The following is a 23,087-nucleotide window of genomic DNA, read 5'->3' as shown; positions in this document are numbered from 1 at the left end:
CCGAGCCCATGCCGCCCTTGTTTCTCCCTTGCTGACCACGATGAACCGCTCCCGGCACCCGGACGCCCCTCTGAACCGCCTGCCCTGGCTCCTGGCCGGCGCCCTGCTCTACGCCCTGGCCTTTGCCCCCGGCCCGCTGCCTGCCTGGCTACTGCCAGCCGCGCAATGGCTGGGCCTGGGCCTGCTGGCCCGGCATACGCTGCTGGCGCCGACCCCATGGCGCGCCGCCCGTGATGCCTGGCTGTTCGGCATTTTCTTTTTCGCGCTGGGCACCTACTGGATCTTCATCAGCCTGCATACCTATGGCGGCATCCCTGCCGTACTGGCAGTCTTGGCCGTCGTCGCGCTGGCAGCGGTCATGGCGCTCTACTTCGGACTGGCTGCCCTGGTCGCGCGCTGGCTCGCGCCTGCCGGACTGGGACTGCCGGCAATCCTGGCCTGGAGTGCTGCCTGGACAGGTGCGGAATGGCTGCGTGGCACGCTGTTCACCGGCTTCCCCTGGCTCAATGCCGCCTATGCCCAGGTGGATGGCCCCTATGCCGGCTGGGCCATTCTGGGGGGTGCCTATACCGTTGCATTCTGGGCGGCGTTTTCCAGCGCCGCGCTGCTGGTCTGGCTGCCCACCGGCCTTCAGGCCACCGCGCGACGCATGCCGGCGCTGGGGCTGGCGCTGCTCGCTGCCGTGGCAGGTGTACTGATGGCCCGCACCAGCTGGAGCGAAGCCGAAGGCGAACCGCTGCGGGTCGCGCTGGTACAAGGCAATATCGGGCAGGACATCAAATTCGATCCCATCCACATCGTCAATGCGCTGCAGACCCATTTGCAAATGAGCGCTGCCGCACTGGAAAGCGAATCAGGGGCGGATCTGGTCCTGCTGCCGGAAACCATGATCCCGCTGTTCCAGCATCAATTGCCCATGGCTTTCTGGGAACAATGGCGTGATCTGGCCGCCAGCCACAATGCCGTCGTGCTGATGGGCGTGCCGCTCTACTCCGGCCCGCCCGACCGCTATACCAATAGCATTGTTTCGCTGCACGGCGACACCGACCTGAATGCGCTCTATGCCGGTACGCCGGATGAGCACTACGACAAGCAGCACCTGGTGCCATTCGGGGAATTCATCCCGTCCGGGTTCCGCTGGTTTGTGGATATGATGGAAATGCCGCTGGGCGACTTCAACCGGGGCGCCATGTCTCAGCCCCCCTTCCCCGCCCATGGCCAGTCGGTCGCTGCCAACATCTGCTACGAAGACGTTTTCGGTGAGGAACTCCTGCCCGCTGTGCGGGGCGGCGCGACTCTGCTGGCCAACTTCAGCAATCTCGGCTGGTTCGGCAGCAGCTGGGCACTGCGCCAGCATTTGCAGATGTCACGCATGCGCTCCCAGGAAACAGCCCGGCCCATGCTGCGCGCCACCAATACGGGTGCGACAGCGATCGTCGATGAACACGGCCGGGTACAGCACAGCCTGCCCACTGCCTCTGTCGGTACGCTGTATGCCAACGTACAGGGCCGCAGCGGCCTGACGCCCTATGTCCGCACCGGCAACACGCCGATACTGGTCATCATTGTCCTGTTGCTGGCCGGATTGGGCGTGGCACGCTGGCGCCGCCAGACGGACACCAGGCAGCCCTGACTCTGCGTAATGTCCTTGTACAAGCCGCACCAGCCGTACGGATTTCACCTATTAGATGTGAGATAAAAGAAATTAGGAAAAATTCCTGACATTTGTTGCTTTTTTCTTTTCAGTCGTTAACAGCCGGCCGCCCCAGGCGAGAACGCCAATTCATATTATCTGCGTCGAAGTTCTTCGAAATTCTTCCTCGCAGGAGTTAAATATGTTCAAGCGTCTGGGTGCCGAGCTCTTCGGTACATTCTGGCTGGTTTTCGGCGGCTGCGGCAGCGCCATTCTGGCTGCGGCCTTTCCCGAGCTGGGCATCGGCTTCGCCGGTGTCGCGCTGGCCTTCGGCCTGACGGTGCTGACCATGGCCTATGCAGTCGGCCATATATCCGGCGGCCACTTCAACCCCGCCGTTACCTTGGGCCTGTGGGCCGGCGGCCGCTTCAAATGCGGTGAAGTCATCCCCTACATCATCGCGCAAGTCATCGGCGGCTTGCTGGCCGGTGCAGCGCTGTACCTGATTGCCAGCGGCAAGGTGGGCTTCGATGCCACGGCCAGCGGTTTTGCGTCGAACGGCTACGGCGAACACTCTCCCGGCCACTACTCGTTGCAAGCGGTGGTGATTGCCGAATTGATCCTCACGGCCTTCTTCCTGCTGATCATCATGGGCGTCACCGACAAAGCGGCATCAGCCGGCTTCGCTCCGCTGGCCATCGGCCTGGCGCTGACGCTGATCCACCTGATCAGCGTGCCCGTCAGCAATACGTCCGTAAACCCGGCGCGCAGTACCGGCGTCGCCCTGTTCCAGGGCACCTGGGCCGTCGAACAGCTTTGGGTGTTCTGGCTGGTTCCGCTGGTTGGCGGCATCGTTGGCGGCCTGATTTACCGCATCCTGTTCACCAAAACGCAGTAAGCGGCTGGCGCCAAACGGCAAGCAGCGAACCCTGCCGCTTGCCGGATCGCATCTCGTGCACCTCAGGCGGCTGGCGTCGCCAGCCGCTGGGGAGACACGGCATCATAGATCGCCAGGTGCATCTGGACGATCTTGCCGATATCGAATTCCGCTTCCGCCAGCAGGCGCCCCTGGCGCCCCATTTCCTGGCGCTGTGCGGGATCGTCGGCCAAGGCCATGACAGCCTGCGCCAGCGCAGCGGCGTCTTTCACCGGCACCAGCACGCCCGTTACACCCGGCGTGATGGCATCCCGGCAACCCGCAACATCCGTGGTCACCACGGCACGGCCGCAGGCAGCTGCCTCGACCAGCGACTTCGGCAAACCTTCCCGGTATGAGGGCAAGGCCACGATATGCGCCGACGCATACAAGGCGGCAATATCGCGCCGTTCGCCCAGCACTTCCACGACCCCTTCTTGCTGCCAGGCCTGCACATCGCCATCCGTCACCGAAGCCGGATTGCCCGGATCCGGCCGCCCAGCCAGCAGCCACTGCACCTCTGCGCCGGCCGCTGCCGACAGGCGTGCGGCGGCGACATACTCTTCTACCCCTTTGTCACGCAGCAAACGTGCCGCCATGACGACGCGTACCGGGCCGGCCGGCTCAGGCAGAGCCGGGTAGCGCTGCAGATCCACGCCTGATCCTCGGATCATGACCACCTGGGCCGCACGTACGGCCCCGGCTTGCAGCAAGGCATCGCGATCTTCCGCGTTCTGGAAAATGACGCGGCTGTTGCGGTGCCCCAATGCGCAGCGATAAAGCTGCAACGCCACCCGCCGTTTCCAGCCATTCTGACCCGTGAACAGAAAACCCAGGCCAGAGATGGCCGCGACCATACCAGGCACGCCGGACAAACGCGCCGCCATGCCACCATAGAGCACCGGCTTGATCGTGACCAGATGCACCACATCCGGCCGCACGCGGTGAAACAGGCGCCACAGCGACCACAGTGTGCGCAGTTCCTGCAAAGGGTTGCCGCCGCTGCGCGTCATGGGCAGGCTGTGATGCACCAGCCCGTGCGTCAAGACTTCCGGCACACTCGGTCCGGGCATGGTCGCCAGATGCACCTCATCCCCGCGCGCCAAGGCCGCCTGCGCCAATGGCAGACGATGCGAAAGAAAAAATGCCGGGTTATTCACGACGTACATCAAGCGGCGCGGCCGCTGTGGCGGGACCGGCCCGTCACTCGCCAGACGCCGCAAGGCAGACAAGCCCTGCCGCTCACGCAAACCACCCCAGACATCCTGATAACGCCGGGCCATCCGCTCCAGGCCGAAACGCGCCTTCACGCTGGCGCGACCGCTATCGGCCCCGGCGCCGCGCGCCTGCCAGGCCTGCGCCATGCCTTCTGCCAATGCCGCCGGATCTCGGGCAGGCACCAGCCAGCCATCCGGGCCGACAATCATCGCCGCATCACCGACATCCGTCGCAACCACCGGCGTCCCGCAGGCCATGGCCTCCGCGACCACATTGGGAAAGCCTTCCGCCAGGCTGGACAGCACATGCGTATCCAGCGCGCTCATCACGGCGGGAATTTCCTGGCTCGGCCCCGCCAAAATCACATCATCCTCAATGCCCAGGCGCTGCAACATATCCACCAGCGCCTGATTGCCGGCATCCATGTCCCTGCCCACCAGAACGCAACGCAATGGCGCATCCGGATACCTCTGCCGCAAACGGGCAAAAGCCTCCAGCAGATTGGCGTGATCCTTGAGCGGATCCCAGCGCGCCACACAGCCGAACAACCAGGTCTCCGGCCCCACCTGCCACGCCTTGCGCAAGCGCGTGCGGCCAGCCTCGTCGTGCGTAAACCGGGAAAGGTCATACCCGTTGGGAATCGTGACCAGTTTCTCGCCAACATAGCCAGCCTGCTCATGGCGCATGCGCGCATCCTGCGCGCAGCAAATGATCAGCCTTGGCAGCCAGGCTGAGCACCAGGCGCCCAGACGGAAGGTCAGGCGTGCCAGCCGGCTGCTTTTTTCCAGGCTGACCCCGGCATTGCGTATGCCCCAGACCACATTATTCAGGCCGACGCTGCGCGCAGCCAGGCCACCAATCACATTGCCGTGATACATCCAGGTTTGTACAGCATCCGGCTGCATGCTGCGCAGCAGATTGCGCAATTGCCGAAAGGCCTGCCACATCCCGCTGCCGCGCGTCGCACCCAGGGTGATGACCTCCGCGCCAGCCTGGCGCAGCGGCGCGCCATAGACCCCCTCGTCAGACAGGGAAATCACCGTATGCCGACAATGCGCCAGGCTGGCCTGCACCAGCCGCAGCAGCACCGCTTCCGCGCCGCCCTGGCCCAATCCGCCGATCACATGCACGACCCGCAACTGCCCTGCCGGTGTTGCTCCTGCCTGCGCCGTGCCTTCGCTTTGTTCACTCATAGACTTTCACTCCTCGTCGTCCGCTACTGCTGCAGGCAGAGATCAGGCTCCGGCCATTTGGGTTCAGGCCGGTGCCAGAACGCCCAAGTCCGCGAACAGCGCATCCCAGCGCGCCAGTACAGCCTCCAGGCTGTAGCGCTCACGCACATGGTGCGCGCCGCGCAGCCCCAGCTCGTCCCGCAACGAGGCATCCGCCATCAGGCGCGCCAGGGCAGCCTCCAAGGCTGGCGCATCACCGGCAGGAACCAGCAAGGCATCTTCACCCTGGCGGCTCATTTCCGCCGGTCCCGACGGACAATCGAAGGACACACAGGGCAAGCCCAAAGCCATGGCTTCCAGCAAGGCATTGGGAAAACCCTCCACCTCGGAACTCAATACAAACGCCTCACCGCCCGCGAGCGCATCCCAAGGCTGCGCCGTGCGGCCTGCCAGTTCCACGCGCTGCGTCAATGCCAGACGTTCTATCTGTTCCTGCAGGGCCTGCCTCAAGGGCCCCTCACCCCATATGCGCAACCGCCATTCAGGATATCGGGGCGCCAGGCGGGCAAACACGTCAATCAACAGATCAAACCGCTTGGCACGCGTCAGCCGTCCCATCGCCATCAGGGTGGGCGCTTCCTGCACCCGGTTCTCCAAATGCAAAGGCAGCGGCCGCCGCAGCAGCGCATCCGGCAACGGATTGGGCATGACTGCCAGCCGCCGGACACCGGGCAGGCTTTGCCGCACCCAGTCGGCGGCAGCTTCCGTCTGCACCGTGACCGCGCTAGCGCGCGGATACGTCCAGCGCCGCGCCCGCGCCAACATCTGGCTGACGTTGTGCCCGGCAGCGGGATGGGTACGCTCGCAGACAATCAAAGGAATCCGGCTGCCCAGATTGGCCAGCACCGCCGCCACATTCACGTTGGTCAGGAAGGAAACGATGACATCGGGCCGCTCGCGCCGGATGAAGCGCCGCAATGCGCACAAACGCCGCAAGCCTCGCAACGGGCCACGGCCGGCACCGCGCAGATCGGCCAGCCAAACCATCCGCACACTGCCCGATACTTCATACACGCATTCGCCACGCCCGGAATACGTCGGCATCAGCACCACGTCATCGCCCCTGGCGGTCCAGGCATTGGCCAGCGTTGCGGCAACGCGCTCGGCGCCCCCGCCATGCATGGAACTCAACAGGAAAAGGATTTTCATCGTGACGATGACAGCGGTTCTGCGCTGACTTCCTCAAACAGATTTTCCCAGCGGCCCAGCACGTTTTCCACGGAAAAGCGCTCGCGCACCGCCAATCCCTCTTGCGCCAGGCGGGCCCGGCGTGCCTCGTCCGGCATCAATTCATCCAGCGCGCGCGCCAGAGCCGCGCTATCCGCTGCCGGTTGCACCAGCACCCCATCCACATCATTGCGGATGATTTCACGCGGTCCGGTATCGCAGTCGCAGGCCAGCACCGGGCAAGCGCTGGCCATGGCTTCCAGCAAGGTGTTGGACAAACCTTCCACCCGCGAACTGAGCACATACAGATCCGCACGCTGATACCAGTCACCAATATTGCCTACCCGGCCAGGTAAATGCACCCGCCCTCGCAAGCCATGCCGCTCAAGCGCCAGGTCCAGCGCCGTGCGCTCTGCACCCTCGCCAGCGATCCAGAGATCCCAGTCCGGATACTTGCCGGCCACCTGGGCAAAAGCGTCGATCAGCAGATCGAAACCCTTCAGATAATGCAGCCGCCCGACGGCAAGCAAAACCTTGCGTCCTGCCGCTGGCGGCTCTACCCAGGGAGACATGTCCGTCAATGGCCATTGCACCGGATTCGGAATGACCGCCGTGCGCGTGCCGGGAATATTGCTTTCCAGCCAGCTGGCCGTGCTGCGCGTCAATGCCACCACCCGGCTGGCGCGAGGATAGCTGCGACGCCGCAGCCAGCGCCAGAGCCGCCCGATGGGCTGCGCCGGAGGATGCGTATGTTCCGTCGCCAGCACCCGACAAGGCAGGCCACGCGCTGCCAGGATTGCCAGGATGGACGAAGTCCGCATCATGCCCAGCACGATGTCGGGCTTGCGCTCCTGCAACAAGCGGCGCAAGCGGCGCAAGCGACGGACATTGGCCAGCAAGCCGTTCCAGCCGCCGCCGCTCGTGCCGGCTGTACCCAGCACCTCGCGGCGCACGCCCAGCTGCAAGGGGTAGGCGTCATCCACCGTATCGGTCTGGGTCACTACTGTCACCTGCCAGCCGCGGCGCGCCCATTGCGCCGCCAGCTCGGCGGCCACGCGTTCCGCGCCACCGCCACGCAGGGAATGGATGAAAATCAACAAGCGACGGGGCTGCCCCGCGCTCTGCGCCGTCAGCATATCGTTCGCATTACGGTTCATTGACGACTCCGTGGCGGCTTGGCCTGCACCGCCGGTTCCCGAGAAACAGGCGAGCTGCGCCAAGCGACTATGGCATAACAGGTAAAGGAACTGGCATACATCATGACTGTCGCCAGCATGATACCGGACACTCCCATGACAGGCGCCAGCACAAGGTTCATCACTGCCTTGACCGCGAAATTGGCGACGGCAATCGCGGCCATGATGCGGTAGCGCCGCTGGCTGGCCAGCAACTGCACCAGTACCAGCACACCGAAATAGAACGGCAGCTGCAGCAAGCCCCAGCGGAATACTTCCGTCACGATCACCGTATCCTGCGCGGTAAAGGCGCCGCGTTCGAACAGAAAACGCACCCCCCAGGGCGCCAGCACCCATCCTACCAGCACAGCCAGCAGACCCGCGGCAATCATGGCAAGCGACCATTTCAAGGCCATGGTGCGAGCCTGTGCCGCCTCGCCCCGATTCTGGATATCCGCCAGCACCGGCAAGGCCGCCCGGCCGACGGACACCGCGCCTATGCCCAGGATCAAGGCCAGCAAACGTGCGGCATAACCCAAGGTCGCATTGGCGTTCTGTCCGAGATTCGCGGCCGTGTATTGGTCGATAGGCCCGACGAAACTCATGGCCACCTGCCCGATCAGCATCACGCCAGCCGCTTCCATAATGCCATGCCAGCGCGGCGATGAGTGCCGCAACGACGGCAGCGCCAGCACGCCATCGGCGCGCCTGGCCAACCAAGCCAGCCAGACCGCCTGCAGGATGAAACCGAACAGGGAGCCCCAGAGCAACGGCCGCACGTCATCCACGGCCGGCGCGAGCAACAGGACGCAGACCAGCAGCAACAGTGCCGGCACGCCGTCCAGCAAGGTATTCACATGCCGTTCGTAGGCGCGCAGTCGGGCAGCGCTCAAGCCGGACCAGACCGTCAACGCGGCAATCGGTGCAAAACCCAGCACCAGGGTTTGCGAAAACTCACGGGTGGATGCCGACAACCCCTGCCCGGCAAACGCCAGCACCCAGGGCCATAATATCCAGGTCAGGCCGGCCAGCAACAAGGCCAGCAACATGCCCCAGCCAGTCATCTCGCGGATGAACAAGCGGCGCTCATCCAGGCTGCCACGGCGGCCTTGTACCAGAACAGGAATCAGCACCACAGACAGGACGCCCACCAGCGTCACCGGCAACCATGTCGCCATGGTCATGGTGAATTGGTAAGCATCCACGGCCGCGCTCACGCCATAGCGATAGGCGACGGCCATTTCCTTGAACGCACCCATCGCCTTGCCCAGCAGCAGAAAAAACGCCACACGGGAAGCGCCTTTCAGCACCCGGAGGTGATCCGGGTGCAAGCGAGGGCGGAACCGAGACAAAATAAAGGTTTCCTGCTAAGGCGCCGGCTCAGCGCAGAAAGCCGATATACCAGGGCATGGCCAGCTCCACGCCTTCGCGGATGGTAGCCGTCGGCTCGTAGCCCAGCAAGCGCTGCGCCTTGCCGATATCAGCCTGCGAGTGACGCACATCGCCCGCGCGGAAGTCGCGGTGCACCGGCGCCTTGCTGTACTCAACGCCATTGCTGCTCAAGGCGCCGCGCAGTATCTCGACCAGTTCGTTGAGCGAGGTACGGGCATTCACGGCCACGTTATAGACCTGATTGAGGCTTTCTTCCTCGGCCACCGCAGCCAGGATATTGGCTTGCACGGCATTATCGACAAAACAGAAGTCGCGGCTGGTCTCGCCATCCCCGTTGATGAACAGGTCTTCATTGCGGATCATCGACGCCACCCACTTCGGAATCACGGCGGCGTAGGCGCCCTCCGGATCCTGGCGCGGCCCGAAGACGTTGAAGTAACGCAGACCGACACTCTTCACGCCATAGGCACGACCAAAGACATCCGCGTACAGCTCATTGACGTACTTGGTCACCGCGTACGGGGACAGCGGGCGGCCAATCAGGTCTTCGACCTTGGGCAAACCCGGATGATCGCCGTAGGTGGAGCTGGAAGCCGCATAGACAAAGCTCTCTACGCCGGCTTCCTTGGCTGCGATCAGCATATTCAGGAAACCCGAGATGTTCACCGCATTGGTGGTCGCCGGATCGGCCAGCGAACGCGGTACCGAACCCAGGGCAGCCTGGTGCAGGATATGCTGGACACCCGCCGCTGCACGATGGCAGGTTTCGATGTCACGGATATCGCCCTCGATGAACTGGAAGCGGGCCCACTGCGCCGGCGTCACGCGCGACTGGACTTCATCCAGGTTGCGTTGGTAGCCGGTGGCAAAGTTGTCCAGGCCGACTACCGTCTGGTCGAGCTTCAGCAACTTTTCCAGCAGATTGGAGCCAATGAAACCAGCGGCGCCGGTCACAAGCCAGGTACGGGGCGTCTGCTGCAGCGCTGCCTGTACGGATTCGAAACGGGTCATGAATTCCTCTTTACAAACGAAGATCGGCGTCGTCCGCTGACAACACGTACTTCAAGTCATACAAAACGTGAACGGGCTTGCCCAGCTTGCGGATGGCAGCGGCGCCCATTTCCACGAACTGATGGTGCGACACGGCCAGGATGATGCCGTCGTATGCGCCAGCAGCCGGCTGCTCCACCGGCGTGATGCCGTATTCGTGCTGCGCTTCGGCCGGGTCCACCCATGGATCGTACACATCCACTTCGACGTTGTAGTCCTTGAGTTCCTTGACGATATCGACCACACGCGTGTTGCGCAGATCCGGGCAGTTTTCCTTGAAGGTCAGGCCCATGATCAGCACCCGGGCGCCCTGCACCTGGATACGCTGCTTCATCATGGCCTTGACGAGCTGCGACACCACATAGCGGCCCATGTCATCGTTCAGGCGACGGCCGGCCAGGATGATTTCCGGGTGATAGCCGATGGCCTGCGCCTTGTGCGTCAGGTAGTAAGGGTCCACGCCGATGCAGTGGCCGCCCACCAGGCCCGGACGGAACGGCAGGAAGTTCCACTTCGTGCCCGCCGCCTGCAGCACCGCTTCGGTATCAATGCCCATGCGGTTGAAGATCAGCGCCAGCTCGTTGATCAGCGCAATGTTCACATCGCGCTGCGTGTTTTCAATCACCTTGGCCGCTTCCGCCACGCGGATGCTCGGTGCCTTGTGCGTGCCCGCCACGATGATGGAGCCATACAGCTGATCCACCAGCTCGGCCACTTCCGGGTTGGAACCGGAAGTCACTTTCTTGATGGTGCTCACCCGGTGCTGCTTGTCGCCCGGGTTGATGCGCTCGGGGCTGTAGCCCGCATGGAAGTCCGTGCCGAACTTCAGGCCCGACACGCGCTCGAGCACCGGCACGCAGTCTTCTTCCGTCGCGCCCGGATACACCGTCGATTCGTAGATCACGATATCGCCGCGCTTGAGCACGCCGCCTATCGTTTCGCTCGCCTTGATCAAGGGCGTCAGGTCGGGGCGCTTGTAGTCGTCGATGGGCGTCGGCACCGTCACGATATAAACATTGGCCTGCGCCAGCTCGGACTTGTCCGCAGAAAAACGCAGCTGCGACGCTTCGGCCAATTCGGCTTCGCTGACTTCCAGGGTGTGATCCTTGCCCTGCTTCAATTCAGCAATACGCGCGGCATTGATATCGAAACCAATGACCGGGCGCTTCTTGCCGAACTCCACTGCCAGCGGCAAACCGACATAACCAAGGCCGACAACGGCCAACTTCACTTCATTCAGTTTCAAGATCATCCTCCCTGCCGCCTTTGCGACAAGCGTTTCAACAAGTGAATAGATTCAACGCCGCGGGCGGTTGGCCGACGGCAACAACAGCCAGCGCGGACGGCGCCAGGACACCAGGCGCGAATACAGCCAGATATAAGCGCCGGCAAAGGCCAGCATGCCGCCGCACAGCGCCCAGGCGTTATCCCACCAGAGCGTTGCCGGCGCCAGCACGACCAGCGTCAACACCCATAGATAAGGCGACGTCATGGCATTGCAAAATGCCGGCACTTCCTGGCGGCGATGGCGGCTGAACGTGGAACGCACCAGGCGGCGGAAAACCAGCTGGTGCAAATGCAGCGCATCGGGCTGATCGACCGGCACACCGCGTTTGAAACGACGCCGCCAGATCGAAAAAATGGTTTCAAAGATCGGGTAGAACAAGACCGCCAAGGCATAGAACGGCGACACCGAAGGATTGCGCACGACCAGCAGGACCGCCAGTTCGGCCAACATGAAACCCAGGAAATAAGCGCCGCCATCCCCTAGAAACACTCGCCCGAAAGGGAAATTCCAGACCAGGAAACCCAGGGTTGCCGACGCCAGCGCCGCAGCGATCATTGAGATAGGCATATCGCCCACCTGCAGGGCGACCAGGGCGAGCGACACGGCGATCAAGGTGGCCACCATGCCCGCCAGGCCATTCATGCCATCCACGATATTCAGCGCGTGCGTGCAACCGCCCACGGCAAACATGGTGAAAATCAGGGAAATCGGCCAATAGGCCAGAATGGCATCGGCCCAGCCGATCCCGACACGGCTAACACCGCCCAGCAACCACCAGGCGATCGCTGCCGACAGGAACGCCGCCAGCAGACGCTTGCTGGCTCCGATATCCTTGGTGATGTCTTCGAGCAAGCCGGCCACGAATACCGGTAGCGCCGAAACGAACAGGGCCGGCCACAGCCAGCCCAGGGTCATATTGCCCGGCCCCAGCACCAGCAGACCCGCCAGCGAACCCGCCAGGACAGCCAGCCCCCCCACGCGGGGCGTGGCGCGGCTATGGGAGGCCTGCGGCTTGTTCAGATCCGCATCACCGGTAAATGCGCCATGCCAGCGCTCGGAAGCCACGATCAGCCCTCCGACCACGAATGCCACGACACAGATGGATAGCCAGGTCACACAGTCCCCCGATAAATACTCAGAGCAATATTGGAAAGCAACACTACGCCCTGGTTCCCGTGAAGTTGCATTTGCGCAACAACACGAACAAATAGACACAGAAGCCCATGCGCGCGCAAGTCATCAAGCCTTGTGCGGCCTGCCCCATGACTACGCATGAGGACTGGCGATGGCGGCTCATTCTACTGCGCCTGCCCAAGCCATACATCACCTATATGAGCAAAAAAGACATCTCGCTTGCCGATTCTTGACAAAAGCCGACACGATGCACCAAAGCCGGTCAGATTGCCTGGGCAAAACGACTGGCAACAGGCGCATGGCGCCTGCGCCGGGACGGATTGGCAGGAACGCCGGCCCTTGCCGGCAACGGGCAAAAAAAAGGCCCGAGATTTTTCAATCTCGGGCCAAATCCACCAAAGGAGGAGGGTGGAGGAGACAACCGTGGCATGCCTTTCAGGTGATGCAGAAACTAGGGACTTTCCCTGTAGTACCTGCCCTGAATGAACCGGGGTTTTCACCGCGCCGCTTCATCTGTGGCATCCATGAGTTGAATATTAAAACAGTTTTTGGTGCAACGCAAGAACTCCATGTTGCCCGCTAACGTTTGATTGCAAAAGCTTATTTCCAAAATACGCTGCATCGCAGCATTTTTCCTGGGAAAAACATCGTCTCGCACCGACGAAATGGCAAGAGGGATAACCCTCGAGAAATATCCCTGGGCTTTCCCGAACCCTGGCCGGCAGCCATTTGCGGGACAAACGCCCCCTGCGATGACGCCGGGTTTTCCCTGCTTGCGCAACGCATCAAAGCCAGCGTCTATACCGGACTTCGCCCCAAGGTTATGATGTCGCCATCACACCACACTCGCTGACAAGGTTTCATCATCATGGAATGCACCATCGACTGGGGCGGCCCCGACGGTATGCTATTTGTGGCACGCACCGGGAGCGGCCATGTCACCACCATGGATGGCGCGCTCGAAGGCGGCGGCAACAATCTGGCGCCGCGTCCCATGGAGTTGCTGCTGGCAGGCGCCGGCGGTTGCGCATCCTATGACGTCGTTCTGATCCTCAAGCGTGGCCGCCATGCCATCAGCGGCTGCCGGGTCACGCTCCAGGCCGAGCGCGCCGAAACGGATCCGAAAGTCTTCACGCGCATCAACTTTCATTTCACCGTGACCGGCCGCAACCTGCCGCGCGCTGCCGTCGAACGCGCTGTCACGCTGTCTCACGACAAATATTGCTCGGCCTCCGCCATGCTCGGCAAGACCGCCGAACTGAGCTGGTCGCTGGACATCATCGAAACCCACCCCCAGGATAATTAAAGCCATGCGCCAGTACGAAGACTTCCTGCGCCACGTCCACGAAAATGGCACGATCAAGACCGACCGCACCGGAACCGGCACGCGGTCCGTCTTCGGCTACCAGATGCGCTTCGACCTGTCGCAGGGCTTTCCGTTGATCACCACGAAAAAGCTCCACACCAAGAGCATCATTCTCGAGCTGCTCTGGTTCCTGCGCGGCGACAGCAATGTGCGCTGGCTGCAGGAGCGCGGCGTCAGCATCTGGAATGAATGGGCGGACGCCGATGGCAATCTCGGCCCGATCTATGGCGTGCAATGGCGCTCATGGCCCACGCCCAGCGGCGGCCATGTCGATCAGATCAGCCAGGTGCTCGAACAGATCCGCTCGACCCCTGACTCCCGCCGCATGATTGTCTCGGCCTGGAACGTGGCAGAAATCCCGAACATGGCGCTACCGCCGTGCCATGCGCTCTTCCAGTTCTATGTGGCCGATGGCCGCCTGTCCTGCCAGCTGTACCAGCGCAGCGCCGATATTTTCCTGGGTGTTCCATTCAACATCGCCAGCTACGCCCTGCTCACCCATATGGTGGCCCAGCAGACCGGCCTGCAGCCTGGAGATTTCATCTGGACCGGCGGCGATTGCCATATCTACAGCAATCACGCAGAGCAGGTTGCGCTGCAGCTGTCACGCGAGCCCTACCCCTACCCGCGCCTGGAAATCCTGCGCCAGCCTGCCAGCCTGTTCGACTACGAGTTGGAAGACTTTCGCCTGGTCGATTACCAAAGCCACCCGCATATCAAGGGCGCCGTGGCAGTCTGAACACGCCCACGCCCGGCCATGCCGGCCCCGGACGCGGGCCTGGCATGGCAACCTGAAACGCCACGCCTATTCAACGCACCACGAGACGCCTGATGTCTGTCCTGCCTGCCGCCCCGACACTGATCGTCGCCTATGCCGCCAACCGCGTGATCGGACGGGACAACACCTTGCCCTGGCGGCTGCCGGGCGACCTGGCCCACTTCAAGCGCAGCACCCTGGGCCATCCCGTCATCATGGGGCGCAACACCTGGGAATCTTTGGGGCGCCCCTTGCCGGGCAGGCTGAATATTGTGATAAGCCGTAACTCTTGTTACGAAGCGGCCGGCGCCAGTGTCCATCCGTCACTGGAAGCCGCACTGGCGGCTTGCGCTGCCGAGGCATCGCCCTATATCATCGGCGGCGCGCAAATCTACCAGCTAGCCCTGCCTCTTGCCCGGCGCATCGTCGCCACGGAAGTTCACGCCAGCATCGAGGGCGATGCCTACTTCCCTCTGCTGCCAGCGAACGAGTGGAAAGAAACATCTCGCAGTGAACGGCAAACTGAAAATGGCTATGAATACGACTTTGTCGTCTATGAGCGCACGGCGCCGCCGGCTGCCGCCTGATAGCCGCCCAGAACTCAATCTTCGCAAACAGGAACCCCTTCGACCATGAAGAAAACCCCCATTGCCATCGCCGTTGTCGGCGTTCTGGCCGTCGCCTATGTCGGCAGCTCCTGGTATATCGGCACCAAGATCGAAAAGATGGTGGATACCCAGATCACGCGCCTGAATACCCGCCTGGCATCGGAGTTTGCCCTCAATGGCATCGACAAGCCGCCTTACATCGAAAAGATCAGCTACGAACGCGGCGTCTTCTCCAGCGAAGCGCGCTATCGCCTAGGCATCCGTGGCGAAGAAACGACCTTGACGCTGCATGACGCCATCAGCCACGGCCCCCTGCCCTGGGCCGCCATGAGCCATGGCATGTTCGCCCCGGCGCTGGCATTCAGCCATTCGACCGTGGACGCCAACGACCCCAACGCCGCAAAGCTCAAGACTTACTTCGGCGACAAAGAACCGTTCATCGGCTACACCCGCGTGGGCTTTGGCGACACCATCGCCTTTGACTGGACCATCTCGCCGCTCAAGCATGCGGCCGACGACGTCACGATTGATTTCGCCGGCATGAACCTGGTCGGCACGGCCTCGACCGATGGCCAGGAATGGGATGCCAAGGGTGGCAGCGACGGCCTCAAGGTCCAGGCCCTGCAGGTGGCGAACCCCTTCCTGATGTCTTTCGGCAAAATGGACTTTACCGCCAAGACCCAGCGCAGCGCTTTCGATATCGGTGTGGGCGACAGCTCCCTGTCGGTTGATGGCATCGCCATCAACAACATCGGCGACAACCCCGAGCACAACATCCTGATCAAGCGCATCGCTGTCCAGTCCGGCGTCGCACTGGAAGGCAAGAGCGCCTACAACCTCAACGCCGTTTATACGGTCAATGGCATTACCGTTGGCCAGCAGCCATTCGGCGATGTCGTCCTGGATGCCCGCATCAACCGCCTGGATGGCGCCGCCTTGCAGGGACTCAGCAAGGCTTATGAAGAGCTGATGAACAGCGGCAAGCTGCATAGCATCACCGACCCGACCGAAATCCTGAATATGCCTGGCGTGCAGGACAACCTGATCGGGCTGCTCAAACAGGCACCGCAACTGCTGATCTCGCTCAATGCCAGCAATACGGCAGGTCAATCGGCATTCGACCTGACGGTGGACACGGCCGCACCAACCAACCCTGCCCGCCCCGGCCCGGAAATCGTGCAACGTATCCATGCCACGCTGTCGCTGGACAAGGATATGGTGGCCAATACCTATCAAAGCGCCCTGATGCTTGACGGCGCCAGCGCCGAGGATGCCAAGGCCACCGTTGACGCCACGCTGCCCGCCGCGCTGGAAGGCCTGGTCGAAGAAGGCGCCCTGTCGCTGGCTGACAATGGCAAGTACACCGGCTACCTCACTTTCGAGAAGGGCAGCCTGGTCATCAATGGCGACGAAGTCCCGCCGTTCATGATCCCCTTGCTGATCGGCATGCTGGCAAGCGGCATCGACACGCCCGACTTCTCCCAAGGCAGCGCGCCTGAACTGGAAGAGTTCCGCTTCGAAGAAGAACAAGTCGCTCCTTCCCAGCAATAAATCTCCCATGCCGCCGGCAACGGCGGCCCAATGAAAAAAGCGCCTCATCCGTCAGGATGAGGCGCTTTTTCATATCGGTGCCAGCGGCTGGCAGGGCGGGCAACGCTGGCCATGCACAGGCGCACGGCGAACCGCACGAGACCACCCAGGAGGCTCAGCTGCCGTTTGCCACCGCCGCATAGCCCGCCGCATCCAGCAGGTGCTCGATATCTTCGATCGCGTCCGGCACGATGCGGAAGATCCAGGTTGTATAAGGATCGCCGTTCAGGCCGGAAGGATCATCCGCCAACGCTTCATTGAACGCCACAACGCGCCCCGCCACCGGCGCATGGATGTCCGAGGCCGCCTTCACCGACTCGACCACACCGGCGACCTGCCCGGCTTGCAGCGCCTGGCCGACCGGCACATCCCCCACGTACACGACATCCCCCAGCTGATCCTGTGCAGGATCGGAGATGCCCACGATACAGCTGTCGCCGTCGCGCAGAATCCATTCGTGGGTGGCGGCGTAACGCCTATCGTCAGGTATATGCATGCTTGGGTACCTCTGGACGGAAATCATGAAATCAAGCCGCGATCATACAGGATAGGCCTGTCACGCCGGCAAGAAAAAGCCATGCCCGGCAAGATGCCGGGCATGGCGGTCAGGGAATCACGTTCCCCGGCAACGGCCAGCACCAGATGGCGGCGCCAGCCTGTCAGTTGGCTATCAGGCAGCCAGCGCTTCTTCGTAGCGACGGCTGACTTCTGCCCAGTTCACGACATTGAAGAAGGCGCCGATGTACTCGGGACGGCGGTTCTGATACTTCAGGTAGTAGGCGTGCTCCCAGACGTCCAGGCCCAGAATCGGGGTACGACCGTCGATCAGGGGGCTGTCCTGGTTGGCGCTGCTTTCCACTGCCAGCTTGCCGGCCTTGTCCACCGTCAGCCAGGCCCAGCCGCTGCCAAAGCGCGTCAGTGCGGCCTTGATGAAGGCTTCCTTGAAGGCTTCGAAACCGCCCAGGTCATTCTTGATGGCTTCCGCCAGCTTGCCGGTCGGCTCGCCGCCGCCGTTGGGGGACATGACCGTCCAGAACAGCGAGTGGTTCGCGTGGCCGCCACCGTTGTTGCGCACCGCGCCCTGCACTGCTTGCGGCAGGCTGGCGAAATTGCGCAGCAGGTCTTCCACGGGCTGCTCGGCGATACCGGCGCCTTCCAGCGCGGCATTCACGTTGTTGATGTAGGTCTGGTGATGCTTGGTATGGTGAATCTGCATCGTCTCCGCGTCGATGTGCGGTTCCAGTGCATCGTAAGCATACGGAAGGGGGGGAAGGGTATAAGCCATTGAATTCTCCTGTTGTACTGCCGCAGCCGTCTGGAACAGGCGCAGCGCACCCTTCCAGGACTACAGCAACGTTGCTCTTCTTGCCATCGCAATAATGGCAGAATCCGGGGCATAACGTCCACTCATCCACGCAAACGGACGAGCAGCCGCACACCCTCAAGCATACGCGATCAACAGGAAAATGGCCTAGACGGCCCTAATCAGTGCAGGGTCAAGGCCAGCAGGCGCTCATGCTCCGGAAAGCGCCCTCGCAACTCCGCCAACACCCCTCTTGCCTGCTGGCCCCAACGCACCGACGCCTCACGCCAGCCCGGCGCCAGCGCGCCATCGTGAGCGGCCTGCGCCAGAATTTCGTAGGCCACGCAGACATGCTCTATCTGCATATCCCGGTGCCCCAGGCGCTCATACAGCCGCGCCAGATTGCGGTGGGATGCAAACAACGCCGACGCCCCGGCCTCGGCATCTGCAATATGGGGGAAACATGCATCCGCCAGACTGAGCGCCGCGCGGTATTGCGTCATGGCGGAATGGCCATCGCCACGCGCCAGCGCACGATCGCCGCGTTCCGTCAAACGGCGCCAGGGGTCAAGCGGGCAACGTTCGGAGAACGACGTTTCAGCCAGAATGGACGATTGGTGCATGGTCACCCCTGCGTAGCGGATCATATTCAAGGCACATATATGCTAATAATAATGCTTCGCATTAATAAAAACAATATATGCCCATGCCTCACCTCCCGGTGATCCGTATCGCTTCGTTACTGCCGCAATCGAGAACCGCCACCGGCCTGTATTTGCCTGCGCCCTGGCGGCTTTTTTCGGGCCGGGCCAAGCCCGGCGCCGGCGGCGCTACACCGCTTTCCCGCAGGCCACCGCCGACGCCCAGGCCCACTGGAAGTTATAGCCGCCCAGCCAGCCGGTGACATCCACAACTTCGCCGATGAAATGCAGCCCCGGCACGCGCCGTGCTTCCATGGTCTTCTGGTTCAATTCCCGGGTATCGACGCCGCCACGCATAACTTCGGCTTTCTTGTAGCCAGCCGTCCCCGAAGGCACCAGACGCCATGCCTGAATCGCCTGCGCCAACTGCCGCAACTGCCGGTCAGGGACATCCGCAAGACGCGCAGCAAAAGCGTCGGGCAAGCCTGCCTGCGCAGAAAGCCAATGTTCGGCCAAGCGCCTGGGCCAGAGTTGCGACAGCACCGTCCCCAGCTGCTGCCGGCTGCCAGGCTTGGCGCGCAGCAATTCGGCTTCCATATCCAGGGCAGGCGCCAGATCGACGCTGATGGGCTCGCCAGGCTCCCAGAAACTGGAGATCTGCAGCACCGCCGGCCCTGACAAGCCGCGATGCGTAAACAGCAAATCCTCCAGGAAGGCGCCGCCGCCACGCTTGGCCGCGCCGGCGGCAATGCCTACCTCGACCGCCACCCCAGCCAGGCCGGCATAAGGCTTCCAGTCTGCCGCATCAAACACCAGCGGCACGAGTGCGGGACGCGGCTCAATGATCTTCATGCCCCACTGGCGGGCCAGCTTGAGGCCGAAATCACTTGCCCCCAGCTGAGGAATAGCCATCCCGCCCGTCGCCACCACGACGCGCCGCGCCGTGATCAGGCCGGCACTGGTCTCCAGCGCATAGCCCTCGCCATCGCTACGTACCGCGTCGATACGGGTTTCCATGCGCCAGCGCACGCCTCCCTGATCGCATTCGGCGCGCAGCATGCCAATGATGTCTTCGCTACTCTCGTCGCAGAACAGCTGGCCCTTGTGCTTCTCATGCCAGCGGATCTTGTGGCCGCGCAGCAGGCTCAGAAAATCCTGAGGGGTATAGCCCGCCAGCGCGGAACGGCAGAAGGCAGGATTGGCGGACAGATAGTTCGCCGGCCCTGCCCCCAGGTTGGTGAAATTGCAGCGCCCGCCACCCGAAATACGGATTTTTTCCGCCAGCCGCGCCGCGTGGTCGATCAGGACCACGCGGCGGCCACGCTGGGCCGCCACCGCAGCGCACATCATGCCGGCCGCACCGGCCCCCAGCACGGCGACATCGAACTGCGGCTGCCTGCCGCCCATGGCTGCAGTAGTCGAGGAAGGTGCCGCAACCGGGGCCGGCGCCGGGTTTATGCCAGGCTGCTGCGTCACTCCCGTTCCCGGATGCAATCCACGTAATAGCGCACCGAGCCATCTTCACGCACTTCGGAACCCAGACCATGAATATCCACCCCGAAACCGGGGAAGCGCGCATTGAACTCCTGCGAGAAGAACAGGTAGTCAACGATGGTACGGTTGAAACGCTCGCCCGGGATCAGCAAGGGAATGCCCGGCGGGTAAGGCGTCAGCAGAACGCCAGTCACCCGGCCTTCCAGCTCGCTCAGCTCCACACGCTCGATTTCGCGGTGCGCCATGCGGGCAAAGGCGTCCGACGGTTTCAGTGCCGGTTCCATATCGCTCAGATAGACCTCTGTGGTCAGACGCGCGATATCGCCCGCGCGGTAGGCCACGTGGATCTGCTGGCACAGGTCGCGCACGCCCAGGCGCTCATAGCGCGGGTGATTGCGGCAGAAATCGGGCATGGCGCGCCAAAGCGGCTGATTGCGATCGTAATCATCCTTGAACTGCTGCAATGCCGTCAGCAGCGTGTTCCAGCGGCCCTTGGTAATGCCGATGGTGAACAGGATGAAGAACGAATACAGGCCGGTTTTTTCCACCACCACGCCGTGCTCGGCCAGATAGCGCGACACGATAACGGCCGGAATACCGCTTTCATCGAAGCGGCCGGAAATATCCAGGCCCGGCGTCACGATGGTGGCCTTGATGGGGTCGAGCATATTGAAGCCCGGTGCCAGGTCGCCAAAACCATGCCAGGTAGCGCCGGATTCCAGAATCCAGTCGTCGCGGTTGCCTATGCCTTCGGCGGCCAGGCGGTTCGGCCCCCAGACCTTGAACCACCAGTCGTTCTTGCCATACTCGGAGGCCACCTTGCGCATGGCACGGCGGAAATCCATGGCCTCGCGGATGCTTTCCTCGACCAGTGCGGTGCCGCCCGGCGGCTCCATCATGGCCGCGGCAACGTCGCAGGACGCGATGATCGCGTACTGCGGCGAAGTCGAGGTATGCATCAGATAGGCTTCGTTGAACAGGTTGCGGTCCAGCGTGCGGGTCTGGGACTCCTGCACGATGATCTGCGAGGCCTGCGACAGACCGGCCAGCAGCTTGTGCGTCGAGTGCGTGGCATACACCATGGCATTCTCGGTACGCGGACGATCCGGGCCGATGGCATGCATATCACGGTAGAACTCATGGAAAGCCGCATGCGGCAGCCAGGCCTCGTCGAAGTGCAGCGTGTCGATTTCGTTGCCCAGCACTTCCTTGATCATCTCGACGTTGTAGATGACACCGTCGTAGGTGCTCTGCGTCAGCGTCAGGATGCGCGGCCGCTTGTTGACGGCTTCACGGGCAAACGGATTGGCCTCGATTTTCCTGCGGATATTGTCCGGATGGAACTCTTCCAGCGGGATCGGGCCGATGATACCCAGGTGATTGCGCGACGGGCGCAGGAACACAGGGATCGCCCCCGTCATCGTGATGGCGTGCAGGATGGACTTGTGGCAGTTGCGATCGACCACCACCACATCGCCGGCAGCGACGTTCGCATGCCACACGACCTTGTTGGAAGTGGAGGTGCCATTGGTGATGAAAAAGCAGTGGTCGGCATGGAAAATACGCGCCGCGTTGCGCTCGGATTCTGCCACCGGCCCGGTGTGATCAAGCAACTGGCCCAGTTCATCCACGGCATTACAGACGTCGGCGCGCAGCATGTTTTCGCCGAAGAACTGGTGGAACATCTGCCCCACCGGGCTCTTCAGGAAGGCCACGCCACCGGAGTGGCCGGGGCAGTGCCAGGAATAGGAACCATCCTGGGCATAGTCCACCAGCTCGCGGAAGAACGGCGGTGCCAGGCTTTCAACATAGGATCGCGCTTCGCGGATGATATGGCGGGCCACGAACTCCGGCGTATCCTCGAACATGTGAATGAAGCCGTGCAGCTCACGCAGGATATCGTTCGGAATATGCTCAGAGGTACGCGTTTCGCCGTAGAGATAAATCGGGATCTCGGCATTGCGGAAGCGCAGTTCACCAATGAACGAGCGCAGATTCTTGATGGCGCTGGCGACGTCCTCGGGCGAATCGACATCGAACTCTTCGTCGTCAATCGACAGAATGAACGCACTGGCGCGGCTTTGCTGCTGGGCGAACGAACTGAGATCGCCATAGCTGGTGACACCGATGACCTCTACGCCTTCGGCCTGTATGGCTTCGGCGAGGGCGCGGATGCCCAGCCCCGACACATTCTCGGAGCGGTAGTCTTCATCAATGATGAAAATGGGAAAACGGAATTTCATCGGGTGCTCCCGGCTACAGGAAAAAACGGGGCGAGTGTACAGCCTGCGGGCGACCCACTGATGAAGCGCAGCGCGAATTCATCCAGGGCGTCGCATGTTACCGACACACTCCAAGGAAAAATGCCATCGCATCAAAAATGATGCGATGGCAGCGAGAAATGGTAGCGCCTGCCCCACCGGGGAACAGGACTTCAAAACCGGCACGCAACCGGCTCAAAAACACGCAGCAGTCCAGCCACTGCGCCTTGACACACCCTGGAAAACCGGGTCTGCAAATCAGGTGCGGGGCAGCGTGACGCCACGCTGTCCCAGATACTTGCCGCCACGGTCGCGGTAGGACACTTCACACACCTCGTCACTTTCCAGGAACAGGAACTGGGCACAGCCCTCGCCCGCATAGATTTTGGCAGGCAGCGGCGTGGTGTTGGAAAACTCAAGCGTGACATGGCCTTCCCATTCCGGCTCCAGCGGCGTCACGTTCACGATGATGCCACAGCGCGCGTACGTGCTTTTGCCCAGGCAGATCGTCAACACGTTGCGCGGAATGCGGAAATACTCCATCGTGCGCGCCAGCGCAAAGGAATTCGGCGGAATGATGCAGACATCGCCCTTGAAATCCACCAGCGAACGCTCATCGAAAGATTTGGGATCGACAATCGTGGAGTTGATATTGGTAAATATCTTGAATTCATTGGCACAGCGCACATCATAGCCATAGCTGCTGGTTCCGTAGCTCACGATACGCTTGCCATCTTCTTCGCGCACCTGACCCGGTTCATAGGGATCAATCATCCCCAGCGCGGCCTGTTCGCGAATCCAGCGGTCGCTCTTGATGCTCATTCTGTCGTGCTCCTTGATTAGCCTCGCATTGTAGCGATTG

Annotated in this window: 19 protein-coding genes and 1 pseudogene; 6 read left to right on the top strand and 14 right to left on the bottom strand. The window is 62.3% G+C overall.

What is annotated here, in order from left to right:
* The first annotated feature begins 40 nt into the window (after positions 1 to 40).
* Both lnt and aqpZ read left to right on the top strand, forming a co-directional pair.
* Complete coding sequence (gene lnt / locus ACNA1V_RS11675) at positions 41 to 1,633, top strand: apolipoprotein N-acyltransferase (RefSeq protein ID WP_415833778.1); 1,593 nt, start codon at positions 41 to 43, stop codon at positions 1,631 to 1,633.
* A 202-nt stretch (positions 1,634 to 1,835) separates the two neighbouring features.
* Entirely contained in the window at positions 1,836 to 2,531 is a 696-nt protein-coding gene (gene aqpZ, locus ACNA1V_RS11670) for an aquaporin Z (protein WP_415833777.1), read from the top strand.
* Positions 2,532 to 2,593: 62 nt separating this feature from the next.
* On the opposite strand, the gene ACNA1V_RS11665 is transcribed toward aqpZ, so the two are convergent.
* From ACNA1V_RS11665 to ACNA1V_RS11630, 8 genes and pseudogenes are all read right to left on the bottom strand, one after another.
* Complete coding sequence (locus ACNA1V_RS11665; RefSeq protein WP_415833793.1) at positions 2,594 to 3,718, bottom strand: glycosyltransferase family 4 protein; 1,125 nt, start codon at positions 3,716 to 3,718, stop codon at positions 2,594 to 2,596.
* A 192-nt stretch (positions 3,719 to 3,910) separates the two neighbouring features.
* Positions 3,911 to 4,960: pseudogene (locus ACNA1V_RS11660) on the bottom strand (glycosyltransferase); the annotation flags it as partial.
* Positions 4,961 to 5,023: 63 nt separating this feature from the next.
* Positions 5,024 to 6,148 carry a glycosyltransferase family 4 protein gene (locus ACNA1V_RS11655; RefSeq protein ID WP_415833776.1) on the bottom strand — a complete coding sequence of 375 codons (1,125 nt, stop codon included), beginning with the start codon at positions 6,146 to 6,148 and terminating at the stop codon, positions 5,024 to 5,026.
* On the bottom strand, positions 6,145 to 7,323 hold the full coding sequence (locus ACNA1V_RS11650; RefSeq protein ID WP_415833775.1) for a glycosyltransferase family 4 protein: 1,179 nt from the start codon (positions 7,321 to 7,323) through the stop codon (positions 6,145 to 6,147). Before ACNA1V_RS11650 ends, ACNA1V_RS11655 begins: the two co-directional genes overlap by 4 nt.
* Positions 7,320 to 8,693: a murein biosynthesis integral membrane protein MurJ gene (gene murJ / locus ACNA1V_RS11645; RefSeq protein ID WP_415833774.1), complete on the bottom strand. Its 1,374-nt coding sequence runs from the start codon at positions 8,691 to 8,693 to the stop codon at positions 7,320 to 7,322. Before murJ ends, ACNA1V_RS11650 begins: the two co-directional genes overlap by 4 nt.
* 28 nt (positions 8,694 to 8,721) lie before the next feature.
* Positions 8,722 to 9,744: an SDR family oxidoreductase gene (locus ACNA1V_RS11640; protein WP_415833773.1), complete on the bottom strand. Its 1,023-nt coding sequence runs from the start codon at positions 9,742 to 9,744 to the stop codon at positions 8,722 to 8,724.
* 10 nt (positions 9,745 to 9,754) lie between these two features.
* A complete protein-coding gene (gene tviB, locus ACNA1V_RS11635; RefSeq protein ID WP_415833772.1) occupies positions 9,755 to 11,035 on the bottom strand; it encodes a Vi polysaccharide biosynthesis UDP-N-acetylglucosamine C-6 dehydrogenase TviB in 1,281 nt (426 codons plus the stop codon).
* A gap of 45 nt (positions 11,036 to 11,080) precedes the next feature.
* Positions 11,081 to 12,187, bottom strand: coding sequence for an MraY family glycosyltransferase (locus ACNA1V_RS11630; RefSeq protein WP_415833771.1), 1,107 nt, complete (start codon positions 12,185 to 12,187; stop codon positions 11,081 to 11,083).
* A gap of 886 nt (positions 12,188 to 13,073) precedes the next feature.
* Here ACNA1V_RS11630 and ACNA1V_RS11625 point away from each other — a divergent pair.
* The 4 genes from ACNA1V_RS11625 (at position 13,074) to ACNA1V_RS11610 (ending at position 16,487) form a co-directional block, all read left to right on the top strand.
* A complete protein-coding gene (locus ACNA1V_RS11625) occupies positions 13,074 to 13,511 on the top strand; it encodes an OsmC family protein (RefSeq protein ID WP_415833770.1) in 438 nt (145 codons plus the stop codon).
* Positions 13,512 to 13,515: 4 nt separating this feature from the next.
* On the top strand, positions 13,516 to 14,310 hold the full coding sequence (locus ACNA1V_RS11620; protein WP_415833769.1) for a thymidylate synthase: 795 nt from the start codon (positions 13,516 to 13,518) through the stop codon (positions 14,308 to 14,310).
* A 101-nt stretch (positions 14,311 to 14,411) separates the two neighbouring features.
* Positions 14,412 to 14,915 (top strand): dihydrofolate reductase, encoded by a 504-nt coding sequence (locus ACNA1V_RS11615; RefSeq protein WP_415833792.1) that lies wholly within the window; start codon positions 14,412 to 14,414, stop codon positions 14,913 to 14,915.
* 45 nt (positions 14,916 to 14,960) lie between these two features.
* Positions 14,961 to 16,487, top strand: coding sequence for a YdgA family protein (locus tag ACNA1V_RS11610; RefSeq protein WP_415833768.1), 1,527 nt, complete (start codon positions 14,961 to 14,963; stop codon positions 16,485 to 16,487).
* 154 nt (positions 16,488 to 16,641) lie between these two features.
* Here ACNA1V_RS11610 and gcvH read toward each other — a convergent pair whose 3' ends face one another.
* From gcvH to dcd, 6 genes are all read right to left on the bottom strand, one after another.
* The gene (gene gcvH / locus ACNA1V_RS11605) at positions 16,642 to 17,022 is read right to left on the bottom strand and encodes a glycine cleavage system protein GcvH (protein WP_415833767.1); all 381 of its coding nucleotides are present in this window, start codon (positions 17,020 to 17,022) and stop codon (positions 16,642 to 16,644) included.
* A gap of 174 nt (positions 17,023 to 17,196) precedes the next feature.
* Positions 17,197 to 17,811, bottom strand: coding sequence for a superoxide dismutase (locus ACNA1V_RS11600; protein ID WP_415833766.1), 615 nt, complete (start codon positions 17,809 to 17,811; stop codon positions 17,197 to 17,199).
* A 200-nt stretch (positions 17,812 to 18,011) separates the two neighbouring features.
* On the bottom strand, positions 18,012 to 18,476 hold the full coding sequence (locus ACNA1V_RS11595) for a hypothetical protein (protein ID WP_415833765.1): 465 nt from the start codon (positions 18,474 to 18,476) through the stop codon (positions 18,012 to 18,014).
* 183 nt (positions 18,477 to 18,659) lie between these two features.
* Complete coding sequence (locus ACNA1V_RS11590; RefSeq protein ID WP_415833791.1) at positions 18,660 to 19,877, bottom strand: BaiN/RdsA family NAD(P)/FAD-dependent oxidoreductase; 1,218 nt, start codon at positions 19,875 to 19,877, stop codon at positions 18,660 to 18,662.
* Between the two features lie 65 nt (positions 19,878 to 19,942).
* Positions 19,943 to 22,207 carry an Orn/Lys/Arg family decarboxylase gene (locus ACNA1V_RS11585; RefSeq protein WP_415833764.1) on the bottom strand — a complete coding sequence of 755 codons (2,265 nt, stop codon included), beginning with the start codon at positions 22,205 to 22,207 and terminating at the stop codon, positions 19,943 to 19,945.
* Between the two features lie 276 nt (positions 22,208 to 22,483).
* Positions 22,484 to 23,047 (bottom strand): dCTP deaminase, encoded by a 564-nt coding sequence (gene dcd, locus ACNA1V_RS11580; RefSeq protein ID WP_415833763.1) that lies wholly within the window; start codon positions 23,045 to 23,047, stop codon positions 22,484 to 22,486.
* Positions 23,048 to 23,087 lie beyond the last annotated feature (40 nt).

Source organism: Kerstersia similis (assembly GCF_965139615.1).
GTDB lineage: Bacteria > Pseudomonadota > Gammaproteobacteria > Burkholderiales > Burkholderiaceae_B > Kerstersia > Kerstersia similis.
Note: the sequence above shows the minus strand (reverse complement) of the source record. Positions and strands in the feature narration are given on the sequence as shown.

What these genes read in the sequence shown, in the direction of transcription:
- ACNA1V_RS11620 (WP_415833769.1), top strand. Translation starts at nt 13,516, where the DNA reads ATGCGCCAGTACGAAGACTTCCTGCGCCACGTCCACGAAAATGGCACG.
- ACNA1V_RS11585 (WP_415833764.1), bottom strand. Translation starts at nt 22,207, where the DNA reads ATGAAATTCCGTTTTCCCATTTTCATCATTGATGAAGACTACCGCTCC.
- ACNA1V_RS11610 (WP_415833768.1), top strand. Translation starts at nt 14,961, where the DNA reads ATGAAGAAAACCCCCATTGCCATCGCCGTTGTCGGCGTTCTGGCCGTC.
- ACNA1V_RS11650 (WP_415833775.1), bottom strand. Translation starts at nt 7,323, where the DNA reads ATGAACCGTAATGCGAACGATATGCTGACGGCGCAGAGCGCGGGGCAG.
- dcd (WP_415833763.1), bottom strand. Translation starts at nt 23,047, where the DNA reads ATGAGCATCAAGAGCGACCGCTGGATTCGCGAACAGGCCGCGCTGGGG.
- tviB (WP_415833772.1), bottom strand. Translation starts at nt 11,035, where the DNA reads ATGATCTTGAAACTGAATGAAGTGAAGTTGGCCGTTGTCGGCCTTGGT.
- aqpZ (WP_415833777.1), top strand. Translation starts at nt 1,836, where the DNA reads ATGTTCAAGCGTCTGGGTGCCGAGCTCTTCGGTACATTCTGGCTGGTT.
- ACNA1V_RS11640 (WP_415833773.1), bottom strand. Translation starts at nt 9,744, where the DNA reads ATGACCCGTTTCGAATCCGTACAGGCAGCGCTGCAGCAGACGCCCCGT.
- ACNA1V_RS11665 (WP_415833793.1), bottom strand. Translation starts at nt 3,718, where the DNA reads ATGTACGTCGTGAATAACCCGGCATTTTTTCTTTCGCATCGTCTGCCA.
- ACNA1V_RS11625 (WP_415833770.1), top strand. Translation starts at nt 13,074, where the DNA reads ATGGAATGCACCATCGACTGGGGCGGCCCCGACGGTATGCTATTTGTG.
- gcvH (WP_415833767.1), bottom strand. Translation starts at nt 17,022, where the DNA reads ATGCATATACCTGACGATAGGCGTTACGCCGCCACCCACGAATGGATT.
- lnt (WP_415833778.1), top strand. Translation starts at nt 41, where the DNA reads ATGAACCGCTCCCGGCACCCGGACGCCCCTCTGAACCGCCTGCCCTGG.
- ACNA1V_RS11600 (WP_415833766.1), bottom strand. Translation starts at nt 17,811, where the DNA reads ATGGCTTATACCCTTCCCCCCCTTCCGTATGCTTACGATGCACTGGAA.
- ACNA1V_RS11590 (WP_415833791.1), bottom strand. Translation starts at nt 19,877, where the DNA reads ATGGGCGGCAGGCAGCCGCAGTTCGATGTCGCCGTGCTGGGGGCCGGT.
- ACNA1V_RS11655 (WP_415833776.1), bottom strand. Translation starts at nt 6,148, where the DNA reads ATGAAAATCCTTTTCCTGTTGAGTTCCATGCATGGCGGGGGCGCCGAG.
- ACNA1V_RS11595 (WP_415833765.1), bottom strand. Translation starts at nt 18,476, where the DNA reads ATGATCCGCTACGCAGGGGTGACCATGCACCAATCGTCCATTCTGGCT.